Below are 24,092 nucleotides of genomic sequence, written 5' to 3'. Positions count from 1 at the left end.
TATATGAAACTATTACATAAGAAACGAGGTGAGTTACATGAAATTTGCAGAACGTATAGAAAGACTGAGAACTGAAAAACATATTTCTCAAGATAAATTGGCAAATATTCTTGATGTTCCCTTCGGAAATGTTGTGAAATGGGAGCAAGGCCAATCTTATCCATCTACAGAGGAGCTCATAAAGATCAGCGACATATTTGATGTATCGATAGACTATTTGATTAAAGAAAATGAATACAGGACTTATAACGACATCAACGACGAAGTCGATGAAGAAGACGAAAGCGATGAGATGATGATGATCGGCGGATTTATTTTAGGTACTGCAGCAGGGCTCGTTACAGGCAACCTCATGTGGGCGAGCATCGGTGGCTTTGCAGGATTGGGAATTGGCTTTATCATGAAAGCCCTGGATATATCTTTATAATATTTATTCGAAATATTTTGGTGGCTTAGCAAAGTTGTAGCTTTAATAAAAGGCGAACTTTCCTAGTCCATGGGTATTGTTTCGAATACCATAAACATATTAAACAGTAGGAGTGGTGTAATGACAGATGTAACGATTCATGGAATTGTATTGGGGTTTTATCTTGTTTTTTTGCTCGGGATTGGAGCGTATTTCTTTAAAAACAGCAATAGTCAGGCAGACTATTTTTTAGGTGGTCGAAATCTTAATGTATGGGTTACATCGATGAGCGCTCAGGCTTCAGACATGAGCGGATGGCTGCTAATGGGACTTCCCGGGACAGCTTTTTTGCTGACTAGAAACAGCGGAATGGCAGAAGCGGTATGGACTGCTGTCGGTCTAGCATTGGGGACTTATTTAAATTGGCTGATACTGGCAAAGAGGCTGAGGAAATATTCTGAACATGCAGGCGATGCCATAACTATACCTACTTACATGGAAAACAGGTTTAAGGACAAGACTCATTTGATAAAACTTATTTCAGCTGCATTTATTGTAACGTTTTTTCTGATTTATACAGCAGCACAATTTTCAGCAGGTGCTAAGCTGTTTAATGCTGTATTCGGATTGGATTATACCACAGCTCTTGTAGCAGGAGCCATAGTGATTGTTTCATATACTTTTTTAGGTGGATTTCTGGCTGTTTGCTGGACTGACCTGATTCAAGGAATCATGATGTTTTTTGCTATAATAATTCTTCCGATCATAGCAGTCATCCAACTAGGTGGAGCAGAGCAAACCTTTGATATAGCCGCTGGATTGGCAGAACTGCCGGGAAGCTTCGGTGCGAGTGAGTGGTTTGGCACAGAAACCTTAAGTTTGTTGGGAATTGTGTCCATAGCAGCATGGGGGTTGGGTTATTTTGGTCAGCCACATATACTGGCGAGGTTCATGGGGATCAGCCATTCAAACGAAATAAAGCCAGCCAGAAGGATTGCGACGGTTTGGGTAGTTTGCACTTTGGCGGCATCCACATTGCTGGGCGTCATAGGCAAGGCTTACATGTCGACGATAGTTTCTGCTGACGTATTGAATACTCTGGATGGTGAAAGAATCTTCATTTATTTGGTTCAGAACATCCTTTCAGGACCCGGATTATCAATAATAGCAGGGATTTTATTGACGGCAATCCTGTCGGCTATAATGAGCACTGCGGATTCTCAGCTATTGGTTACATCTTCTGCAGTATCAGAGGACATTTGCAAGAATATGTTTTCAAAGCTAACGGATAAACAGCTTTTATGGATAAGCCGAATCAGCGTTTTAGTAGTGGCGTTTATAGCAATAATCATTGCCAGGGACCCTGACAGCTCGGTATTTGACCTTGTAGCATACGCTTGGGCAGGATTTGGTGCAGCCTTTGGGCCGGCAATACTGATGTCATTGTATTGGAAACGCATGAATTGGCAGGGGGCTTTGGCCGGAATACTATCCGGAGGCATTACCGTTTTGGTTTGGAGAAATTTCATTAAAGAGTATATAAATCTTTATGAGATACTTCCAGCGTTTGGGATATCTATTGCATTTATAATAGTTGTAAGCCTATTGACCAAGGAACCTTCAGAAGATCTTAAAAAGGAATTCGATGAATTCATGAATGCAGACATATAATAAATAAAAAACCTGCCAAATTATATTAAATGGCAGGTTTTTTATTATTTAACGATCATAACAGGGCACTGGGCTTGATGCAAGACCCTTTGGCTCACGCTGCCCAAAAGAGCACCGGCTACGAAGCCGTGTCCGTGACTTCCCATTACTATCAAATCCACGTCCTGTTCTTCAGCTGTTTCAATTATCTGATTTGAAGGATTTCCGAACTTGATTATTGGCTTTAGAGGTATATCGGTAGTGATGTCTGCCATTGAAATCTCTATTGCCAGATTTCCCAACTCCCTTAAAGACTCCTGATTGACTGTCAAGCCGTAGGAAGCTGTATATCCCCAGTATGAGTCGGGAGAATGAGTGACATTCAAAAGAAATATATCTCCTTCAGTCATATGCGCAATTGCGATGGCTTCCAATAATGCCCTTTTTGAAAAATCTGAAGCATCCGTAGGTACCAGAATTTTTTTATACATGATGTTAGCCTCCTTGCATTTATGTTTGTCTTATATATATTTTAACATAATTTCAACCATTAATCCTTTTAATTTGAATTATAATTTAATGTGGTAGAAAAAAAGTTGCTATCACTGCTAAAAAGATCTCTATTGTGAACTGATTGTGTTATAATGTAACTGGTATTTACTTGCAATTAAGATATAAGAACTGTATCAATGGATTATAGAAAGCATGGTGAATATTATGAAAGAGCTTGATGTAGCATACAGTAGGGAATCATATAAAAAAATATTTGTTTTTGTAGCTGTTTTGTGGACCGTGTCAATGCTCTTTTTATCAAGCTATGCTTTCTTAAAGATTACAGGTAATCTGCAAGAAGAAATCGGCAGCAAAGCCATGTTAATCGCAATAATAATCGCATACATATGGAATAAAAGCTCTGCAGATAATCTCAGGGATCAGCAAGCTATTTCGTAAAAACCATAAATGCATTGCATCTCCCCTTGGGGGAGGATGTAGGATTTAGTAAAGGAGATGAATGCATGTTTCGTATTGGTGAATTTTCAAAGATGGGAAAAACAACTGTGAAGACCCTTCGCTATTATGATGAGCAGGGCCTGTTAAAGCCGGAAATGATAGACAAGTTTACTAAGCACAGGTATTATGCAACTGATCAATTACTTGTACTTCACCGGATTCAATCTTATAGGCAAATGGGACTTGGCATCGAAGACATAAAATCTATAATGTCAGGGGATAACCCGGATAGGTTTTTGATAAGGCGAAAATTTGAATTGATTGACCAATTGAATCGCGTAAAAGAAACAATCTCCAGGATAGAATTTGTTCTACATCAAAAGGAGGATGGTTTTATGAATTATGTTGCAACAATCAAGGAATTACCGGAATGCATCGTTTATTCTAAAAAGTTGACGGTTCCGAGCTACGATTCCTACTTTGAGTTGATACCCGAAATAGGAAGAGTCATCTCAGAAAAATATTCAGATCTTAAATGTAGAGTGCCGGAATATTGCTTCATAGAGTATCTTGACGGAGAGTACAAGGACAAAGATTTCAATATTGAGTTCTGTGAAGCTGTTGACAGTTTCAGGGATGACTTTGATGATATCAAGTTTAAGAAGATCGAAGCTGTAACTGCGGTGTCTGTCATGCACAAGGGAGCATACTCAGGTTTGGCACAAGCATATGCCTTTGCTTTCAAGTGGATTGAAACCAATGGATACGAGATAGCGGGAGCCCCAAGGGAAAGCTACATAGACGGCATTTGGAACAAGGAAAGTGAAGAAGAGTGGTTAACCGAATTGCAGATTCCTGTAAATAAACCTAATTAGAATCATAAAAATGGCGGTGATCTATTGCACTGAGAGTGCATGGAATCGCCGCCTGTTTTATTACTTATCCAGCTCTGCTAATATCTGAGTTGTCTTGCTCGTGCCAAGTCTGGTACATCCGGCTTCGATAAGCTCCAATGAGAATTTCAGGTCTGTTATTCCACCAGCTGCCTTAATTTTCATTTTATCGCTTACAGCGTTTTTCATAAGAAGAATGTTCTTGATGGTAGCTCCTTCGTGGGCAAATCCTGTTGATGTCTTAACGTAGTGTGCGCCTGCTTCCTCACAAAGCTTGCTTCCTAAAATAATTTCTTCGTCTGTCAGATAAGCGGTTTCAAGTATTACCTTTACTATGGCGGGAGATGACTTTACTACTTCGGATATATCGTTGCGGACGTAGTCTATATCACCTGAACGAATAGCTCCGATGTCTATTACCATGTCTATCTCGGTAGCTCCGTTTTTATATGCTTCTTCAGTTTCCAAAGCCTTGATATAAGTAGTGTGGGCCCCTGATGGGAACCCCACCACAGTACCTACGGCTGTTTGGGTATCCTTTAAAACGTCGTAAGCCATTTTTACTCTGTTAGAATTTACGCAAACGGACACACAGTTTAGATCCTTTGCATATAGACATCCATTTATGATGTCCTCGTTGGTAAGGTTTGGCTTTAACAGTGAATGATCGATATAACGTACCAGTTGTTCTTTAGTGATCATATTTGATCCCTCCTTGAATTAATTGTGTTCATATGAACGCAAGTGTGTTAAAATGAACATAGATATAGTATATAAAGAAAAAATGAAGATGTCAATCTTTACTTTACATCAACAACGATATTATAATACTATTATATACTGAAAAGGAGCAGCAGATGAAAAAATCAGATTTGGTTAAAATAGCGAGGCTTTATTATGAGAAAAAGATGACGCAACAAAAGATAGCGGATATAATGAATATTTCAAGGATGGCTGTTTCCAGGAGCCTTTCAAAGTGCGAAGAAGAAGGAATAGTTGATATTAAAATAAATACTCTAGACTCGTATATGGATATGGAAGATGCTATCAAAAGGAGCTATCCTCTTGCAGAGGTGCATATTGTTCCTTTCGACGATGAGATTAATGTGCTTCAAAGGCTGCTATCGGAAAAAGCCATGGATGTCCTGGAGAGGCATCTGAAAAAAGGAGCCAAAGTAGGCGTAGGATGGGGATCGACTATGCGAGCGCTAAAAAATTATGCCGGGGACAATGAAATGCCTTGTATAGAAGCACAATTCGTTCCACTGATGGGTGGGTATGGAAATACCGATTCTGAATTTCATGCAAGTCAAATAGCAGCAACTTTGGGCAAGGCATATAATGGCAGTTTTTTGCAGCTTCATGCTCCGGCTATTGTAGGAAGTAGCGAGATAAAAAAAGTTTTAATGGAAGATGCACAAATTGATCTGGTATTTAAAAGTTTAAAAAAACTCGATATGGCTGTCCACAGCTTTGGCTGCCTTTCGGCAGAGGATGCTTCTGTTTTATCTTCAGGTTACTTCATGGAAAGCGATATAGAGGAATTGAGAAGAGCCAAAGTGGAGTGCGATATAGTATCCAGCATATATCTCGACAGAGATGGAAATGAAGTGGATCTTGAGATATTGACAAGGACCATAGGCATAGCCTCGGAAGATTATAAAAAAATCCCGATAAAAATAGCAGTAGCCGGCGGGAATTCGAAATTGCCTGCTACTAAACTTGTTGCAAGGAGCGGATTAGTTGATATTTTAGTAACTGATGAAAAGACAGGAGAACACCTTGTAAAGAATGCGAAATAGTTTGCAATTCAACCGGGTTATTGATATAATTGCTATGTTAAAAGAACCTTTATCTCGGTTTGCTGACTCTCCGACAGCTGACTGTGATGATGGGGATTCAAATTTAGGAGGTAAACAAATGGGTTTAGAAAAACAAACAAAAGCGGAAATCATCGAGAAGTTCAAAAAAAGCGAAAATGACACAGGTTCAACTGAGGTTCAAATCGCACTTTTGACTCAAAGAATCAACGAACTTACAGGTCACTTTAAAGTTCACAAAAAAGATCACCATTCAAGAAGAGGTCTTCTGAAAATGGTAGGTCAAAGAAGAGGTTTGCTGAACTATCTTAAAAGCAAGGATATTGCCAAGTACAGAGAGCTGCTTGAACAATTGAATCTTCGAAAATAATTCAAGGGCGGAGAAATCCGCCTTGTATTATTATGTGGAGAAGTTTAATTGCAGGCACCTGTTTTGGCTTGAAAGAAAAGTATAATAAACAAGGAGGTATAAAATGCTGAAAACATTTAAAATGGATTTGGGCGGAAGAGAATTAACCGCTGAAATCGGAGAAATGGCTGAATTGGCAAACGGTGCGGTTTTTTTAAGATATGGACAAACCAACGTTTTGGTAACAGCTTGTGGTTCAAAAACACCTAGGGAAGGCCTGGACTTTTTTCCTCTTAGCTGCGACTATGAAGAAAAAAGATATGCCGTAGGCAAGTTTCCCGGTGGATTTATCAAAAGGGAGGGAAGACCTTCTGAAAGGGCTATCCTTACATGCAGGCTTATGGACAGACCAATAAGACCACTATTTCCCAACGGATATAGAAACGAAGTACAAGTTGTAGCGACTGCGATGTCAATATCACAAGATCATCCTCCTGAAATAGTTTCCATGATTGGATCTTCAATTGCGCTGTCAATTTCAGATATTCCATTTAACGGACCTACAGGATCAGTTTTGGTAGGACTTATCGATGGTGAATACATCGTAAATCCGACTGCTGCTCAGCAGGAAGAAAGTGAAATCCACTTGGTAGTTTCTGGAACAAAAGAGGCGATCATGATGGTGGAGGCTGGCAGCAAGGAAGTTTCAGAAGAAGTAATGCTAAAAGCTATTTTATTCGCACACGAACAGATCAAAAAGATCGTAGCCTTCCAAGAAGAGATAATTGCTGAGGTAGGAAAAGAAAAAATGGAAGTGCCTTTGGCAAAACCGGATGATACGATAGATTCTGAGATCAGGGTTTTTGCAACTGAAAAGTATATTGATGCTATTAAAACTGAAGATAAAAATTTGAGAACTGAAAAAATTGATGAAGTCAATGAATTGGTTCAAAGCGAATTTGCTGAAAAATATCCGGAAAATCTAAAAGATATAAAGGAAGTATGCTATAACCTGGTTAAGGAACAGGTGAGAAGGATGATCGTCGAGGAAGGCATTAGACCGGATAACCGAGCTCATGACGAGATACGACCTATTTCTTCAAAGATAGGCCTTCTTGATAGGGTCCATGGTTCAGGAATGTTCACAAGGGGACAGACGCAAGTTGTATCTGCGCTAACTTTGGGTGCACTTGGAGATGTCCAGATCATAGATGGATTTACTGACGAGGAAGAGAGCAAGAGATATATACATCATTATAACTTCCCAGCATTCAGCGTAGGGGAAGCAAGACCTTTGAGAGGACCGGGAAGAAGAGAGATTGGTCATGGTGCATTGGCTGAGAGGGCATTGTTGCCTGTAATACCTTCAGAGGATGAATTTCCATACACCATCAGGGTAGTATCTGAAGTTATAAGCTCAAACGGATCCACTTCACAGGCCAGCGTTTGCGGAAGTTCACTGTCGCTGATGGATGCAGGTGTTCCTATAAAAGCTCCGGTTGCAGGTATCGCAATGGGACTTATCAAGGAAGGGGACAAGGTAGCTGTGCTTTCGGATATTCAAGGCATGGAGGACTTCCTTGGTGATATGGATTTTAAAGTTGCCGGGACAAAGGAAGGAATTACAGCCATTCAGATGGATATCAAGATAGACGGCATCGATGAAGGTGTTCTTACCAATGCGTTGGAAAAAGCCAGGGTAGGAAGACTGTATATACTGGATAAAATGAATGAAGTAATAAGCGAGCCTAAAGCGGAGCTAAAGCCTTTTGCCCCTAGAATAATAACCTTGCAAATACATCCTGACAAGATCAGGGAAGTAATTGGCGCAGGGGGTAAGGTCATCAATAAAATTATAGATGACACTGGGGTTAAGATAGATATCAGCGATGATGGTAAGGTATTTATAGCATCACCTGATCTGCCGGCAGCTGAAAAAGCCAAAGGCATAATCGAAGCCATCGTAAAGGATATTGAAGTAGGAGAGGTATTCTTAGGCAAGGTAACCAGAATCATGAATTTTGGTGCTTTTGTTGAAATTCCGGGAGGAAGAGAAGGAATGGTTCACATATCCAAGCTTGCTCACGAAAGAGTAAACAAAGTTGAAGATGTTGTCGACATCGGTGATGAAATAACTGTAAAAGTTGTTGAGATTGATAAGCAAGGCAGAATAAACTTGTCAAGAAAAGCGACTTTGCCCAGAGTTGACAATAAAGAATAAGATTAAACAAACTACATAAACCTTAAGTGGTTTATGTTTTTTTATGCTTAATATATTTGAACATTTCCATTAAGTTCTATATAATTTAACGTGAAAACAAATGGAGGTAATTATGGAAAAATGCAAAATTAAGATAGTGAACAAATCTGCTCAGCCATTGCCCGGGTACATGACGGAAGGCTCTGCCGGCATGGACCTTTATGCTGATACAAATGAAGGCATCGAGATTAAGCCTATGGATATAGTTCTAGTTCCCACAGGGATTTTCATATCCCTTCCCGTGGGATATGAAGTGCAGATTAGGGCCAGAAGCGGACTCTCTTTAAAGTATGGCATCACTATGGTTAATGGTATAGGAACGATCGACTCAGATTACAGAGGTGAGATAAAGGTACCGCTGATAAATTTGGGCAAAAGCGCTTATACTGTAAAACCAGGAGAACGGATTTGCCAAATGATCGTTAAGAAATACATAATAGGTGAATTTGAAGTGGTGGAAGAGCTAGATGATACCCTGCGAGGTGAAGGGGGATTTGGGCATTCAGGCAAGCTTTAGTCCGGTCATAGGATGGGGAAGCCATATGAAGCACAAATCGATCTATTTTATGATATACTAAAAGCTGCGGAAAATTTAAAACAGGTGGGATGATAATGAATATAATTGACGCAATATTTTTAGGGATACTACAAGGATTGACAGAATTTTTGCCCGTGAGCAGCTCGGGGCACCTTGTTATAGCCCAGCATTTTATGGGAATCAGCGAAGGAAATCTGGCTCTTAATGTATTGTTGCATCTTGGAACGTTAATAGCAATTTTTATAGTTTATAGGTCTTCTATAATTCACATGTTCTTTGAATTTTTCAAAATGTTCGGTGATCTATTCAGAGAAAAAAGTCTGTGTGTCTATAAAAGCAAATACAGAAAGTATATACTTCTAATTATTGCAGCAAGCATACCGACGGCAATTATCGGTCTCTCGCTGGGTGACGTGTTTGAGGAGCTGTTTTCATCAATCGAAGTGGTATCCGTAACTTTGATATTTACAGGAATAATGCTCGTATTGGGTGAAAAGATAGGAAAGAAAAATCAAATGCATATTGAAAAGCTGACCCTTGGGAAAGGAGTAGTAGTAGGTCTTTTTCAGACCTTGGCTATTACACCGGGGATATCACGATCTGGATCTACAATAGTAGGTGGATTGGCAAACGGGCTTAAAAAGGACGAAGCTACGGAGTTTTCATTTCTTATTTCAATTCCCGCAGTATTGGGAGCAGTGCTTTTAAAGTCAAAGGACATACTTGAGCTTAATAATGTGGGAATGAGCACTCCGGCATTGCTGGCTTCTTTTACAGCTTCCATAATATTTGGGATATTTGCCATTAGGCTTCTCGTTAAGCTGGTAAAAAACGGCAAGCTGCATTACTTTTCTTATTACTGCTGGGGAATGGCAGGATTATTATTGATCAATAATTTCATAATATCATAAAAAGTATTTAAAGGTGGTATTTCAGTGGCGGTAAAAAGCAAGAATAGAAGGACTAAAAGCATGAAAAAAAATCCTGCAAGGGATATTATAATTAGGGACATAATAGCACTGTCCGTGATATTTTACGGGATTTACATGTTCTATTTTTTGATGGCTGAAAATGCCGGTGCAATAGGCAATTTTATGTCATCAGGCATTTCTTTTCTTTTCGGGCGCTCCGGATACTTTTTGGCCTTTGTCCTGGTAGTTACAGGAATTTTGATAATATTTGGCAAAGATTCGACCTTAAAGAAAAGGGTTGTGGCTGCTGGTTGTTTTCTTATACTGGTCATATCCATGCTTTTCTCCATTATCGACGGACACTTGGTTGACAGGGCGTTTTCTGCAGCAGTTTTCGAATTAAGCCATAGCGCATCTAGTGGCGGAGGCATTTTAGGAGCTTTTACAGCATCGCTGTCTGTAAACATGTTTTCAATGACTGGGACAGTAATATTAATGATTTTGCTGGTCTTGGTTTCAGGGGTACTGGTAACCCCAAAATCCTTGTATGAATATCTGTCTACAGGTGGTCAAAAGCTTAAGGTGGAGAAAAGGGCTCCAAGAGAGAAAAATACAAAAGTGCAAAAAACAGAAAACAGGATGGAAGAAAGCAAAAATAATCCTGAACAGCCGGCAGAAGACGTAAAGCAAATTAAAATATTGGATTATGCTGAGATAAGACCAATATCCAAACATGAAAACATTAAGAATGAAGATGAACTCAAAAAAACTGATGAGGCATCTTCAGTAAAGCCAATAGAAAAATCCTACAAAAAGAAAAAAATCGATATCGAGAAAGAAGAAAAGGAAATTGAGAAGCTTATGGACAAGTTAGATGATCCAATTACATATGACTTTCCTTCTATCGAATATCTAGATAAGACACTGACAGGAAATAGCCAGAGGAACAAGAAAGAAGTTATGGCCAGTGCCAGGCTTCTTGAAAAGACCCTTGGAGATTTTGGCGTAAAGGCAAAAGTTTCAGAGGTATCTGTAGGTCCGACGGTTACTCGTTACGAACTTCAGCCGGAGCCAGGGGTGAAAGTCAGCAAGATAGTCAATTTGTCCAACGATCTGGCCTTAAGCCTTGCAACATCTGATGTGAGAATTGAAGCTCCTATACCCGGCAAGGCTGCAATAGGAATAGAAGTACCCAATAAAGATACTGATGTGGTACACATAAGGGAGATAATCGAAAGCTCAACATTTGAAAGACACGACAGTAAAATTTCGTTTGCTCTTGGTAAAAAACTATCCGGAAGCGTTGTGGTGGCAGATATAGCCAAGATGCCCCACCTGCTGATAGCGGGAGCGACGGGAGCTGGAAAAAGCGTATGCATAAATAGCATAATCATAAGCATATTATACAAGGCTACACCGGAAGAGGTGAAGCTGATACTGATAGACCCCAAAATGGTGGAGTTGAACAACTATAATGGAATACCACATCTTTTGATACCTGTAGTAACAGATCCAAAACATGCAGCTGGAGCGCTGAATTGGGGTATAAAGGAAATGACGGAAAGATACAAGGCTTTTAAGGATGCAGGTGTAAGAGATATCATAAGGTTCAATGAATTGGCAAAGGAAAAAGACGAAAAACCTATGCCTCGAATAGTGATTATAATAGACGAGCTTGCGGATTTGATGATGGTATCTCCTCGTGAGGTCGAAAATGCCATATGCCGACTGGCGCAGCTTGCAAGAGCAGCTGGAATACACTTGGTATTGGCGACGCAAAGACCTTCAGTAGATGTAATAACAGGTCTGATAAAGGCGAATATACCATCTAGGATATCCTTTTCAGTATCGTCAATGATGGATTCCAGGACTATACTGGATATGGGAGGAGCGGAGAAACTTCTTGGACGCGGCGACATGCTCTACTATCCGGTAGGTGAACCGAAGCCTATCAGGCTCCAGGGAACCTTTATTTCTGACAAGGAAGTTGAAAGAGTCGTCGATTTTGTCAAAAGAGACTCCGAACCCCAATATAGAGAAGAAGTCATTGAAGAAATCAAGGAAATAAAAAATCCAATTGATGAAGATTTTGAAGATGACATGCTTCCGAAAGCGATTGAACTGGCGCTAGAAAACGGCTCTATATCAACTTCCCAGCTTCAAAGGAAATTGCGCTTGGGATATTCAAGAGCTGGAAGAATAATAGATGAAATGGAAGAAAGAGGCATAATATCCGGTCCTGACGGCAGCAAGCCGCGGAAAGTACTAATAGACAAGGCGGAGTTTTCGGATGAAAACTCCCAAGAATAGAAAAGGTGATAAAATGACGACTAAAATAGCCATGGTTTCATTGGGCTGTTCAAAAAATCTAGTGGATTCGGAGATCATGCTCGGTCTTTTAGATCAAAACTCATATGAAATAACGGAAAACAGTGATGATGCGGATTTTATTATAATTAATACTTGTGGTTTTATCGAGTCAGCCAAGGAAGAATCCATCGATATGATTCTTGAAATGGGAGAACTTAAAAGAACGGGGAGACTCAAAGGCCTTATTGCGGCAGGATGCTTAAGTGAAAGGTATCACGAGGAGCTAATGGAAGAGATTCCTGAACTGGACAGCGTAATAGGAACAGGGGACTATGAGAAGATCGTAGAAGTTATTAAAAAGATTCAGGAAACCGGAGAAAAGGTCAAGTCTTTTGGGAATATTCATGTGGATTTCAACGAGGAGCTGCCACGCCTGATAAGCACTGCATCTCATACCGCGTATATCAAGATAGCAGAAGGCTGCGACAACCACTGCACCTATTGTATTATTCCTAAGCTAAGGGGAAAGTACAGGAGCAGAAAGTTAGAAAATATCGTTGCCGAAGCCAAGGCTTTAGCTGAAAGAGGTACAAAGGAAATAATACTTATAGCCCAAGACACGACAATGTATGGATGGGATCTTTATGGAAAAAGAAAGCTTGCAGATCTTTTAAGTGAACTTGACAAAATTCAGGGATTAAGTTGGATAAGGGTTATGTATGCCTATCCTGAGAACATAGACGATGAACTTGTGAATGTAATAAGGGATGCAAAGCGGGTGCTTCATTATTTGGACATTCCGGTACAGCATACCGAAGATTCCGTTCTTAAGAGGATGGGAAGAAGAACGGATAGGAAGAAGATTTTTTCTTTGTTTGAAAAACTGAGAAGAGAAATTCCCGACATGGTCATCAGATCCACGATGATTGCAGGATTTCCCGGAGAAACCCAAGCAGATCACGAGGGGATGCTAAAATCGATAAAAGAGCTCAAAATCGATAAGCTGGGTGTTTTTGACTACTCAAAGGAAGAAGGGACTCCGGCTGCAAAAATGACAGATCAAATAGATGCTCAGACTAAAGGATACAGACAATTTGCTGCAATGGAGGCTCAAAGACCTATTTCTGAGGAAAGGATGCTGTCTCATGTAGGCGGCGTAATAGAATCCATAATAGAGGAAAAAACCGAAGAGGGCTACAGCGGCAGAACCTGGATGGACGCTCCTGAAATCGACGGAGTTGTGTGCATTGAAACGGACAGAGAATTGGAGATTGGATCTATCGTCGAAGTAAAAATTACAAGTGCTTCAGAATTTGATTTGATGGGAGTGTTGAGCGATGAATCTGCCTAATAAACTTACTATACTTAGAATGATCATGATTCCTTTTTTTATGTATTTCTTTTTATCCGATATGGAATACGGACGGATTATCGGTGCGGTCATCTTTGTGATAGCATCATTTACCGATACTCTTGACGGTTATATTGCCAGAAAATATAATCTGATAACGGTCTTTGGTAAATTCATGGATCCTCTGGCGGACAAGCTGCTTGTTTCTGCAGCGTTGATATGTCTGGTTGAAACCGGGCATATTTCTTCAGGGGTAGCTATAATCATCATAGCCAGGGAGTTTGCCGTTACAGGACTTAGGGTTTTAGCAGCTTCTGACGGAATAGTTATAGCCGCAAGCTGGTGGGGCAAAATCAAGACGGTAACTCAGATGGTCGCCATTGTCAGCATGCTATTTGACAACTATCCATTTAGCCTTGTGGGTTTTCCTTTCAGCGATATTGCTATGTATCTGGCGGTAGCATTTACTATTATTTCCGGCATTGATTACTTTAGATTGAATAAAGAGGTTTTTTCACAACTATCATAAAGAGGTGACCCATGAAAGGCGAAATTATAAATGTAGGAACAGAGATTTTAATAGGAGATATTCTAAACACAAATGCCCAGTATATTAGCAAGGAGCTGTCATCTGCAGGGGTAAGCGTTTTTTTTCAGACAACCGTTGGAGATAATCCTGACAGGCTGATGAGCGTCTTGAAAGAGTCGGTGGAAAGAAGTGATCTTATAATATTGACTGGAGGCTTGGGACCTACCCAAGATGATCTCACCAAAGAAACGGTAGCCAGGCTTTTAGGACTTGATATGGATATGCACACTGAAAGCTACGACAAGATGATGTCGTTTTTTCACAAGATATCTTCAAAAATGACTCAGAACAATTTAAAACAGGCATATATGCCAGTAGGAGCGCATATAATACCCAATGAAAATGGAACTGCTCCCGGTGTTTTAATTGAGCACGAGGGTAAGGTCATAATAATGCTTCCGGGACCTCCAAGAGAGCTTGTTCCCATGTTTAGAGATTTCGTAATGGTTTATCTTCAAGGCAAGAGCCAGGACAAGTTTTTTTCGAACTATTACAAGGTATCGGGAATTGGCGAGTCAGCCCTCGAAGATATGCTGATAGACATAATAGACAATCAGACAAACCCTACTATAGCGACATATGCGAAGCCGGATGAAGTATTGTTGAGAGTTACTGCCAATGCAAAGTCTGAAGATGAGGCAAAACTTCTCTTGGATAAAACTGACAAGATAATAGTCGACAGGTTAAAAGACAACCTCTTTGCCCGAGAGGATATTTCTCTGAATGGCCTTGTGGCCAAGCTTCTTATTGATACAAGCACAACGATTTCTTTGGCTGAATCATGTACAGGAGGTCTTATAACCAGCAGATTGACTGAAACTGCTGGAATATCAAAGTGCCTTCACAGCTCTATAATATGTTATTCCAACGATTCAAAGATACAGTACTTGGGAGTGAGGAAATCTACTCTTGAAAAATACGGCGCGGTAAGCCGGGAATGCGCAGAAGAGATGCTAAAGGGATTAATCAAAAACAATAATACAGATATGGCAGTTGCAACCACTGGAATAGCAGGTCCTACAGGAGGAACAGAAGACAAGCCCGTCGGTCTTGTTTATGTGGGAATAGCCTATAAAGGGAATATTCATGTGGAAGAGCATAACATAAGCGGAACCAGGCACAGGGTCCAGCTAAAATCTGCAAATATCGCCTTGAATCTGATAAGAAAACAACTCATAGGCTTGTAATATTCGTCAAAAACAATTGACTTTATAAAGGTCGTTAAGATATAATTAAGAACAGAACAGATGTTCTATTAATCGGCGAAAGGATGTGAACCGATAATTCGGGATAACATGATGGAAAAAGACAAGGCATTGCAAATGGCACTTACACAGATTGAAAAGCAATTTGGTAAAGGTTCTGTTATGAAGCTGGGAGAACAATCCGCAAATCAAAACATAGCGGCAATATCGACCACTTCTATCGGATTGGATATCGCACTCGGGATAGGGGGACTACCCAGAGGAAGAGTGGTGGAAATATATGGACCGGAGTCTTCCGGTAAGACTACTGTAGCATTACATGTAATAGCAGAGGCACAAAGAAACGGAGGAAATGCAGCATTCATAGATGCGGAGCATGCGTTAGATCCTGTTTATGCAAAGGCATTGGGGGTAGACATAGACAACTTGATTGTTTCCCAACCTGATACGGGAGAACAGGCTCTTGAAATCTGCGAAGCGCTTGTACGAAGCGGAGCTGTAGACATTGTGGTAGTGGATTCGGTGGCAGCTTTGGTACCAAGGGCAGAAATCGAAGGAGAGATGGGAGATACCCATGTTGGACTTCAGGCAAGACTTATGTCCCAGGCTTTAAGAAAACTTACTGGATCCATAAATAAATCCAAGACTACTGCCGTTTTCATAAATCAGTTGCGTGAAAAAGTAGGCATAATGTTTGGAAATCCTGAAACCACTTCCGGAGGAAGAGCTCTTAAATTTTATTCTTCAATAAGATTGGATGTCAGAAAAATAGACACTCTCAAGCAGGGTCAGGATATGATAGGAAATCGAACAAGGGTTAAAGTTGTTAAAAACAAATTGGCACCTCCCTTTAAAATAGCGGAATTTGATATCATGTATGGCAAGGGAATTTCCAAAGAAGGAGATCTCTTGGATGTAGGAAGCTCAGTGGACATAGTCAATAAATCTGGAGCTTGGTACTCATACAACAATGAAAAACTAGGTCAGGGAAGAGAAAACGCCAAACAGTTCCTGATAGAAAATCCAGAAATATGCAACGAGATAGAGCTTAAGATTAGGCGACATTTCAACCTTGTCAAAGGCGAAGATGAAGAAATTATAGAAGAAAAATAAGTCTTAAAAAGCAGACCATAACCGGTCTGCTTTTGTATATTCCCGGCTTTATACAAAATCAATCAGCTTGACACATGTTTAGAAAAAGTATAAAATTAGATTGTTATCTACAGGTTAATTATTAGAACCTGTCCATTAATGATTTTGGAAATACCATCGAAAAAGTGAAACAGTTTTATTTTTTTGTCAATAACATAATAAAGGAGGTGTAGGCAATATGATCGAGGCATTAGGCAATTACATCTTACCTGTTATTGTTGGTTTCACATTGATCGCTTTTGTTGCAGGATATTTCTATAGAAAAAATATCGCTGAGGGAAAAATCGCCAGCGCTGAAGAAACTGCAAATAAAATTGTAGAAGACGCAATTAAAGACGCGGACTCGCAAAAAAAAGAGATGCTTTTCAATGCAAAAGAAGAAGCACACAATATCAGGATGGAAGTGGAAAAGGAAAACCGGGAAAGAAGAAATGAAATTCAGCGGTTGGAACGAAGATTGATACAACGAGAAGAGAGTATCGATAAAAGAAGTGAACAAATTCAAGGCAAAGAAGAAAGCATAACAAATAAAATGAATGACCTGAAGAATAAAGAGGCGGAGTTAACTTCAATGATTGAAAAAGAAGTTGCAGAGCTTGAAAGGATATCGGGGCTTACATTTGACGAGGCAAAACAAATACTTCTTAATGACGTGGAAAAGAAAATCAGAAGAGAATCTGCTCTATTGATGAAACAGATCGAAAGCTCTGCCAAAGAGGAAGCGGACAAAAAAGCAAAGGAAATCCTTTCTTACGCAATTCAAAAGTGTGCTGCTGACCACGTGGCTGAGACTACAGTATCTGTTGTAAACCTTCCAAACGATGAGATGAAAGGTAGAATCATTGGACGTGAAGGAAGGAACATCAGAACGCTTGAAACCTTAACCGGGATCGATCTTATCATAGATGATACTCCGGAGGCAGTTATCCTTTCAGGGTTTGACCCAATCAGAAGAGAGGTTGCACGAATTGCGCTTGAAAAACTGATTATAGACGGAAGGATACATCCGGCGAGAATTGAAGAAATGGTGGACAAGGCTAAGAAGGAAGTCGAACAGAAAATCAAAGAAGATGGAGAACAAGCGAGCTTTGATACAGGCATTCACGGCCTTCATCCGGAAGTCATCAAGCTTCTGGGCAGGCTTAGATTCAGAACAAGCTATGGCCAGAATGTTCTAAAGCATTCAATTGAAGTAGCTCATCTTGCAGGGATTATGGCCGACGAGATTGGCGTAAATTCCAAAATTGCAAAAAGAGCTGGTTTACTCCATGACATAGGAAAAGCTGTGGACCATGAAGTGGAAGGGCCGCACATTGATATCGGAGTGGATATTCTTAAAAAATATAAGGAATCCCCACAGGTAATCCATGCTGTAGAAGCACATCACGGTGACATTGAAGCTAAATCTATTGAAGCTGTACTGGTTCAGGCTGCAGATGCGATATCAGCGGCAAGACCGGGAGCTAGAAGAGAAACCTTGGTTTCTTACATTAAACGACTGGAAAAACTTGAAGAGATTGCAAACTCATTCGATGGTATAGAGAAAACTTTTGCTATTCAAGCCGGTAGAGAAGTAAGAATCATGGTTAAACCAGATAAAATTGACGATATCGAAATGATACACGTAGCTAAAGAAATTGCCGAAAAAATCCAGAATGAAATGGACTATCCAGGACAAATCAAAGTTAACGTAATCAGAGAAACTAGAACAATTGAATACGCAAAATAAGGAGATTATATCTCCTTTTTTTTATATCAAATATCAGTAAACACACAACTGAATATGCTATACTAGAATATAACATGCAACAGAAAGGATAATGATGACAGATGAAGATTTTAGTGCTGGGAGATATAGTAGGTCGTCCGGGAAGAAATATAATCAAAGACAATTTAAAATCCATCCAAGATGAATTTGATATCGACTTTACTATAGCGAATGGAGAGAACGCTTCGTCAGGATTGGGCATAACCGAAAAGAACGCCTCGGATATGATTGACTGGGGAGTCGATGTAATTACTACAGGAAACCACGTATGGGACAAGAAAGAAACTGAAGGTTATATAGATAATTATGACTGGATACTGCGTCCGGCAAATTATCCGGATCCATGCCCAGGCAAGGGTTATATCATAAAAGAAAAAAATGGCGCTAAAATTGCGGTAATAAATACATCCGGACTGGTTTACCTTAAAAGCCTAGATTGCCCTTTTAAAAAAATAGATGAGATTCTTTTGGAAATACCATCTGATGTAAAGATTAGAATTTTAGACTTTCACGCAGAGGCAACTGCTGAAAAGATCAGTATGGGTTATTATTGTTCTCAAAGAGTTTCGTTGGTTTTTGGTACCCATACCCATGTTCAAACAGCAGATTGCAGAATATTGGATGATTATACAGGGTATATCACCGATGTAGGCATGACCGGACCTCTTGACGGTGTCATAGGGGTAGATAGGGATATAATTTTGAAAGGTTTTTTAAGCAAAAGACCTGGAAAATACTCAATTGCATACGGACCTGTTCAGATTAACGGATTGGTTGCAGATATTGACGAATCAGGCAAATGCAAGGAATTATTCAATTTTATAAAAATTTATGAGTGATTTCCGAGGGCATTGATTTGATTATATATAAGAAAAAACTTCTGTATAAACTGCACTTGTGCTATAATGTTTAAAGATTTTAAAAGGAGAAGCTTATGAATAAATATGCAGATTTACATATACATTCATCACACTCCGATGGAGTCTTGACCCCCAGAGAAATAATGGAAAGAGCACGACGGAGAAGACTAAAAGCCATCTCAATAACCGATCATGACACTTTAAACGGTTCGTTTGAAGCTTTGAAGATAGCAGATGAATACGACGTTGAGGTATTGCCGGGGATTGAATTCAGCTGTGAATTTGAAGGCCATGACATACATGTTATAGCTTATTTCAAAAATAAAGACCTGTCGGGCCTAGACGATGTGCTCAATCACCTCAGAAAAAAACGGATTGACAGGGCATATAAAATGGCTGAAAAATTCAAAGATATAGGAATAGATATTCCCATAAATGAAATAATAGAAAATAATGAAAGCATAGGAAGACCTCACTTTGCCCGAGAGCTTTTAAAACAGGGAATCGTAAAGAGTTTTGAAGAAGCATTTGAGAGGTATCTTACTCCTGGCATGCCCTGTTATGTGTCCAAGGAAAAGTTGACAGTTTCTGAAGGAATCCAGATGATACATTCTTTTAATGGAGCAGCTATATTGGCACATCCAGGCCTAATCGATGACGAATTGGTTATTGAGAAGCTGATTGTTGAGGAATTTGACGGATTCGAAGTTTACCATCCCAAACATACCCAAAAGGATAAGCTTCGATTTTACGGCATTTGCAAAAATAAAAACCTGCTGGTAACAGGAGGTTCTGATTTTCATCAAGAGGATACTTCAAAAAAGAATCAAATTGGTGGGGAAAAACTAACATATTCGTATGTAGAAAATATATATAAATTTCTTTCAAAGAAATAAAAATATTATTATATAATAAATCCGGAGGTAAAATGATGAAAAAAATGATTTCTGACAGAGTGGCGGAGACTAAACCGTCAATAACATTGGCGATAACTGCCAAAGCAAAAGAAATGGTAAAATCAGGAGAAGACGTTGTAGGATTTGGTGCAGGGGAACCTGATTTCGATACGCCGGAATTTATAAAAGAGGGTGCTATCCAAGCAATAAAAGACGGACATACAAAGTACACTCCTGCAACAGGGATATTGGAACTTAGGGAATTGATATGTGAAAAATTAAAAAATGACAACGGTCTGTCATATACACCAGATCAGATACTTGTAAATAGCGGAGCAAAACACAGTCTTTCAACTGCTTTTCAAAGCATCTTGAATGAAGGCGACGAGGTACTGGTTCCGGTTCCTTACTGGGTCAGCTATCCCGAAATAGTTAGAATAGCAGGAGGAATACCGGTTTTTGTCGAAACAAAAGAGGAAGATGACTTCAAATTGACAGGAGAGGCATTTGAAAAAAGCATCACTGATAAAACAAAGGCCATATATATAAATTCGCCGTCAAACCCTGTTGGTGCAATTTACTCAATAGAAGAACTTAAGGTAATCGCGGACATCGCAGTCAAACATCAGATATATGTGGTATCCGATGAGATATACGAAAAGCTTATATACGACGGAGATGAGCACGTCAGCATAGCATCGCTCAATGAAGATATCAAAAAACTTACTATCGTGGTAAACGGCATGTCGAAATCACATGCAATGACAGGTTGGAGGCTTGGTTATACTGCAGCAAATCCAGAGGTTGCCAAGGCAATGGGAACCATTCAAGGACATGCAGTTTCACATCCTTCGTCAATAACGCAATACGCTGGAATAGCAGCGCTTAAATGTCCTGAATGTGTTTTGGACGGAATGCTTTCAGAATATGACAGTAGACGAAAGTACTGCATAGAGAGACTTGATGAGATAGAAGAGTTAAGCTATATCTATCCGAAGGGCGCATTCTACGTCTTTATCAACGTATCATGGCTGTTTGGCAAAAAGTACAGAGGAACATTAATTAAAGGATCGATGGATTTCGCCAACTTAATATTGGACAACGAAAAAGTTGCATTGGTACCTGGTGTAGCTTTTGGAGCAGACAAGTTTGTTAGGATATCTTATGCTACAAGCATGGAAGAGATTGGAAAGGGAATAGACCGAATAGAAAAGTTTATCAAGGAGGTAGAGTGATTTGATGACTAACGAATATATAAGTCCGTTAATTGAAAGATACGCTTCAAAGGAAATGAGCTATGTTTTTTCTCATGACAACAAATTTGGAACATGGAGAAAACTGTGGGTTGCTTTAGCCAAAGGAGAAAAAGAACAGGGTCTTAATATAACCGATGAACAGATACGTGAACTTGAAGACAATGTCGACAATATAGATTACGAAGCAGCAAATAGATATGAAAAAGAGCTGAGACATGATGTAATGGCTCATGTGCATGCTTATGGAGACCAGTGTCCAAATGCAAAGGCCATAATCCACTTGGGAGCTACAAGCGCTTATGTAGGAGACAACACAGATGTTATAGTCTACACTCAGGGCCTGCTCAACGTAAGGAAAAAGCTTGTAAACTGCATCGACAAACTGTCTAAATTTGCCCTTGAGTACAAAGACCTGCCTACTTTGGGCTTTACTCACTTTCAGCCTGCTCAGTTAACTACTGTAGGTAAAAGAGCAAGCCTTTGGATTCAGGACCTATTGATGGACCTTGAAGAGCTCGACTTTGTATTAGACACTGTCAAGCTAAGAGGGGTTAAAGGTACTACCGGAACGCAAGCAAGCTTTATGGAGCTTTTTGAAGGTAACCACGAAAAGATACAAAAGCTGGATGAGTTCATAGCAAAGGAAATGGGTTTTAAAGCAAGCTATGCCGTTACAGGGCAAACGTATCCTAGGAAATTTGATTCCAGAGTATGCAACGTGCTAAGCAGCGTGGCACAGTCCCTTTACAAGTTCAGCAACGATATGAGATTGCTTCAACACTTAAAGGAAATAGAAGAGCCTTTCGAGAAAAAACAGATAGGATCATCTGCAATGGCGTATAAAAGAAATCCTATGAGAGCGGAAAGAATTGGGGCATTGGCCAGGTACGTCGTTATTTCTGCCCTCAATCCGGCAATAACTGCCTCGACCCAATGGTTCGAGAGGACTTTGGATGACTCAGCCAACAAAAGGATCGCTATTCCCGAATCTTTCCTTGCAGTAGATGCAATTTTAAATATCTGTTTAAATATATCAGAAGGAATGGTCGTATACGACAAGGTCATCAAGCAGCGAATTGAAAAAGAACTCCCTTTTATGGCTACAGAAAATATCATTATGCAGGGTGTTAAAAAAGGTGGAGATAGACAAGAGCTGCACGAAAGAATCAGGATTCACTCGATGGAAGCTGGTAAAATGGTAAAAGTTGAAGGCAAGGAAAATGATCTTATCGAGAGAATCAAAGGCGATCCTGCATTCAATTTAAGCGAGCAAGACTTGGAAAACGTATTGGATGCCAGCAAGTATATCGGTCGCGCCCCTGAGCAGGTTGTAGAACTGTTTGAAAACCATATAAAGCCTATTCTTGAAGCAAATGCGGATTTGCTAGGAGAAAAAGGGGAAGTCAACGTATAGATAAGTTTTTAAAGTAAATATATTTGATATAGGCAGAACAAAAAATCAGCACAATTTCCTAAAGTGCTGATTTTTTATATAAAAAAAGAAGATGATTATCAGTAATCATCTTCATAGATATCGATTTGGCAGGGGTAGAAGGACTTGAACCCTCGGCACGTGGTTTTGGAGACCACTGCTCTACCAACTGAGCTATACCCCTATAAATGAGACAAGTATTATTATACGGGTTAAATTAATATAAGTCAATATGTTTTTAGAATTGATTTGAAATTTCTAAGTTGTCTATGTTATAATGAATTTAAAGTAATTGCGCATATATTAAAATACGCGCAATTATCAAATGGTCTATGAGAGGAGTTTTTAAAGTGCAAAAAAGTGAAGAGCTTCTTGACAGCTACGCTACCCATTTAAAAGAGATTATGCAGCTTTCTGAAAAAACCATAAAGGCTTATATTTATGATTTACGAAAGTTTTTTGTATTTTTAATTAACAGATCAGATGTGGATTCTGTTGACTTTGATTCTGGGGATATGACATCATTATTAAAAAAAGTTCAGACTCAAGATATATATGCCTTTGCTTATCATGTTAAACATGTTGAAAACAAACGTGACGTAACAAGCAACCGAAGACTGACTTCATTGAGATCTTTTTTTGATTATTTGGGATACGTCAATCTTATAGATAAAAAAAATCCTGTGGAAAGTGTAGAAAGATATAAAACAGTATCTGCAGCGCCCAACTACCTTAACGAAGAGACACTGAACAAACTTTTTGATAAAATAAGATACAGGAATAAATATAGAGATATCGCTATTTTGATACTAATATCAAATTGTGCGCTTAAAGCTTCAGAAATTTCAGAAATAAAAATTTCCGATTACAACGGGTCAATTCTTATAACTCCAAAAAAAACTATTAAGCTTAATGATGATTGCAAAAGAGCCATTGATGATTATATTAATACGGAAAGATATAAAACAGGATCAGAATACCTTTTCTCAAGTCAAAAAAATGATAAAATAAGTGTTAGGACAATACAGCATATAATTAAGAATCTTAGAGTTGATTCAGAGCTTAAAGACAACGTAACCTCAAAGAGCATTCGAAACACATCCATACTCAGATTGATCGAAAGCAATATCAAACCGGAAGAAATTCACAAGTATTTAGGTTATAAAAAATCATTGTCCCTTGAAAAACATTTTAAAAGAGATATCAGTGATGATCCGGTTTATTTGGACTTGGATAAGATAAAAAAGAAATAACCTTTAAAAAACTAAGCCCATATTTGCGATTTAAGCCGTTTTTTTTGACAAGGCCTTATACGAATACCTGTGAAATTTAAAGAAGACAGCAGGAAAGGGAAAAGTGGAAAGTGATTCTCGCATATAGTTAAAGTTCGCCCAATATCAATTGAACTACCCAGCTTATATAAAGCAAGCGTTGTCCTTTAATTCTTAAATACAAATAAGCAAAGGGATGCACAGAATCTAATAATTATCATCAA

22 protein-coding genes and 1 tRNA gene are annotated in these 24,092 nt (G+C 39.3%); 20 read left to right on the top strand and 3 right to left on the bottom strand.

Going from position 1 to position 24,092, the window contains the following annotated elements:
- Positions 1-37 precede the first annotated feature (37 nt).
- On the top strand, positions 38-427 hold the full coding sequence (locus BUB93_RS01185) for a helix-turn-helix domain-containing protein (RefSeq protein WP_073269228.1): 390 nt from the start codon (positions 38-40) through the stop codon (positions 425-427).
- A gap of 120 nt (positions 428-547) precedes the next feature.
- Positions 548-2,077, top strand: coding sequence for a sodium/proline symporter PutP (gene putP / locus BUB93_RS01180; protein ID WP_073269227.1), 1,530 nt, complete (start codon positions 548-550; stop codon positions 2,075-2,077).
- A 44-nt stretch (positions 2,078-2,121) separates the two neighbouring features.
- On the opposite strand, the gene BUB93_RS01175 is transcribed toward putP, so the two are convergent.
- Positions 2,122-2,547 (bottom strand): universal stress protein, encoded by a 426-nt coding sequence (locus BUB93_RS01175; protein WP_073269226.1) that lies wholly within the window; start codon positions 2,545-2,547, stop codon positions 2,122-2,124.
- 226 nt (positions 2,548-2,773) lie between these two features.
- Between BUB93_RS01175 and BUB93_RS01170 the strand changes: the two genes are divergently transcribed.
- Entirely contained in the window at positions 2,774-3,007 is a 234-nt protein-coding gene (locus BUB93_RS01170) for a hypothetical protein (RefSeq protein ID WP_073269225.1), read from the top strand.
- Positions 3,008-3,072: 65 nt separating this feature from the next.
- Complete coding sequence (locus BUB93_RS01165) at positions 3,073-3,882, top strand: MerR family transcriptional regulator (RefSeq protein ID WP_073269224.1); 810 nt, start codon at positions 3,073-3,075, stop codon at positions 3,880-3,882.
- A 60-nt stretch (positions 3,883-3,942) separates the two neighbouring features.
- Here the strand turns inward: BUB93_RS01165 and deoC are convergent, their stop codons facing one another.
- Positions 3,943-4,602, bottom strand: coding sequence for a deoxyribose-phosphate aldolase (gene deoC / locus BUB93_RS01160; protein ID WP_073269223.1), 660 nt, complete (start codon positions 4,600-4,602; stop codon positions 3,943-3,945).
- A 155-nt stretch (positions 4,603-4,757) separates the two neighbouring features.
- Here deoC and BUB93_RS01155 point away from each other — a divergent pair, with 155 nt between their 5' ends.
- The 15 genes from BUB93_RS01155 (at position 4,758) to purB (ending at position 22,579) form a co-directional block, all read left to right on the top strand.
- Entirely contained in the window at positions 4,758-5,702 is a 945-nt protein-coding gene (locus tag BUB93_RS01155) for a sugar-binding transcriptional regulator (RefSeq protein ID WP_073269222.1), read from the top strand.
- A gap of 118 nt (positions 5,703-5,820) precedes the next feature.
- Positions 5,821-6,090 carry a 30S ribosomal protein S15 gene (gene rpsO / locus BUB93_RS01150; protein WP_073269221.1) on the top strand — a complete coding sequence of 90 codons (270 nt, stop codon included), beginning with the start codon at positions 5,821-5,823 and terminating at the stop codon, positions 6,088-6,090.
- 103 nt (positions 6,091-6,193) lie between these two features.
- Positions 6,194-8,290, top strand: coding sequence for a polyribonucleotide nucleotidyltransferase (locus tag BUB93_RS01145; protein WP_073269220.1), 2,097 nt, complete (start codon positions 6,194-6,196; stop codon positions 8,288-8,290).
- A gap of 112 nt (positions 8,291-8,402) precedes the next feature.
- Positions 8,403-8,846, top strand: a complete 444-nt coding sequence (dut, locus tag BUB93_RS01140) for a dUTP diphosphatase (protein ID WP_073269219.1) — start codon at positions 8,403-8,405, stop codon at positions 8,844-8,846.
- 95 nt (positions 8,847-8,941) lie between these two features.
- Positions 8,942-9,778 (top strand): undecaprenyl-diphosphate phosphatase, encoded by an 837-nt coding sequence (locus BUB93_RS01135; protein ID WP_073269218.1) that lies wholly within the window; start codon positions 8,942-8,944, stop codon positions 9,776-9,778.
- Positions 9,779-9,802: 24 nt separating this feature from the next.
- Positions 9,803-12,088 carry an FtsK/SpoIIIE family DNA translocase gene (locus BUB93_RS01130; protein WP_242945268.1) on the top strand — a complete coding sequence of 762 codons (2,286 nt, stop codon included), beginning with the start codon at positions 9,803-9,805 and terminating at the stop codon, positions 12,086-12,088.
- Positions 12,069-13,439: a 30S ribosomal protein S12 methylthiotransferase RimO gene (gene rimO / locus BUB93_RS01125; protein WP_242945267.1), complete on the top strand. Its 1,371-nt coding sequence runs from the start codon at positions 12,069-12,071 to the stop codon at positions 13,437-13,439. Before BUB93_RS01130 ends, rimO begins: the two co-directional genes overlap by 20 nt.
- Positions 13,426-13,968, top strand: coding sequence for a CDP-diacylglycerol--glycerol-3-phosphate 3-phosphatidyltransferase (gene pgsA, locus BUB93_RS01120; RefSeq protein WP_073269217.1), 543 nt, complete (start codon positions 13,426-13,428; stop codon positions 13,966-13,968). The genes rimO and pgsA overlap by 14 nt, the downstream gene beginning before the upstream one ends.
- A gap of 11 nt (positions 13,969-13,979) precedes the next feature.
- Positions 13,980-15,215, top strand: coding sequence for a competence/damage-inducible protein A (locus BUB93_RS01115; RefSeq protein ID WP_073269216.1), 1,236 nt, complete (start codon positions 13,980-13,982; stop codon positions 15,213-15,215).
- A gap of 108 nt (positions 15,216-15,323) precedes the next feature.
- Entirely contained in the window at positions 15,324-16,346 is a 1,023-nt protein-coding gene (recA, locus tag BUB93_RS01110) for a recombinase RecA (RefSeq protein ID WP_073269215.1), read from the top strand.
- 217 nt (positions 16,347-16,563) lie between these two features.
- On the top strand, positions 16,564-18,114 hold the full coding sequence (gene rny / locus BUB93_RS01105; RefSeq protein WP_073269214.1) for a ribonuclease Y: 1,551 nt from the start codon (positions 16,564-16,566) through the stop codon (positions 18,112-18,114).
- A 101-nt stretch (positions 18,115-18,215) separates the two neighbouring features.
- Entirely contained in the window at positions 18,216-18,992 is a 777-nt protein-coding gene (locus BUB93_RS01100; RefSeq protein WP_073269213.1) for a TIGR00282 family metallophosphoesterase, read from the top strand.
- Positions 18,993-19,087: 95 nt separating this feature from the next.
- Positions 19,088-19,909 (top strand): PHP domain-containing protein, encoded by an 822-nt coding sequence (locus tag BUB93_RS01095; RefSeq protein ID WP_073269212.1) that lies wholly within the window; start codon positions 19,088-19,090, stop codon positions 19,907-19,909.
- 35 nt (positions 19,910-19,944) lie between these two features.
- Positions 19,945-21,144 (top strand): pyridoxal phosphate-dependent aminotransferase, encoded by a 1,200-nt coding sequence (locus BUB93_RS01090; RefSeq protein WP_084116788.1) that lies wholly within the window; start codon positions 19,945-19,947, stop codon positions 21,142-21,144.
- A gap of 4 nt (positions 21,145-21,148) precedes the next feature.
- Positions 21,149-22,579 carry an adenylosuccinate lyase gene (gene purB / locus BUB93_RS01085; protein ID WP_073269353.1) on the top strand — a complete coding sequence of 477 codons (1,431 nt, stop codon included), beginning with the start codon at positions 21,149-21,151 and terminating at the stop codon, positions 22,577-22,579.
- A 126-nt stretch (positions 22,580-22,705) separates the two neighbouring features.
- On the opposite strand, the gene BUB93_RS01080 is transcribed toward purB, so the two are convergent.
- Positions 22,706-22,781 (bottom strand) — tRNA-Trp (locus BUB93_RS01080).
- 166 nt (positions 22,782-22,947) lie between these two features.
- Between BUB93_RS01080 and BUB93_RS01075 the strand changes: the two genes are divergently transcribed.
- A complete protein-coding gene (locus BUB93_RS01075; RefSeq protein WP_073269211.1) occupies positions 22,948-23,850 on the top strand; it encodes a tyrosine-type recombinase/integrase in 903 nt (300 codons plus the stop codon).
- Positions 23,851-24,092 lie beyond the last annotated feature (242 nt).

The organism is Alkalibacter saccharofermentans DSM 14828 (genome assembly GCF_900128885.1).
GTDB classification, from domain to species: domain Bacteria; phylum Bacillota; class Clostridia; order Eubacteriales; family Alkalibacteraceae; genus Alkalibacter; species Alkalibacter saccharofermentans.
The sequence above is the reverse complement of the archived record's forward strand: the minus strand, read 5'-3'. Positions and strand labels throughout refer to the sequence as shown.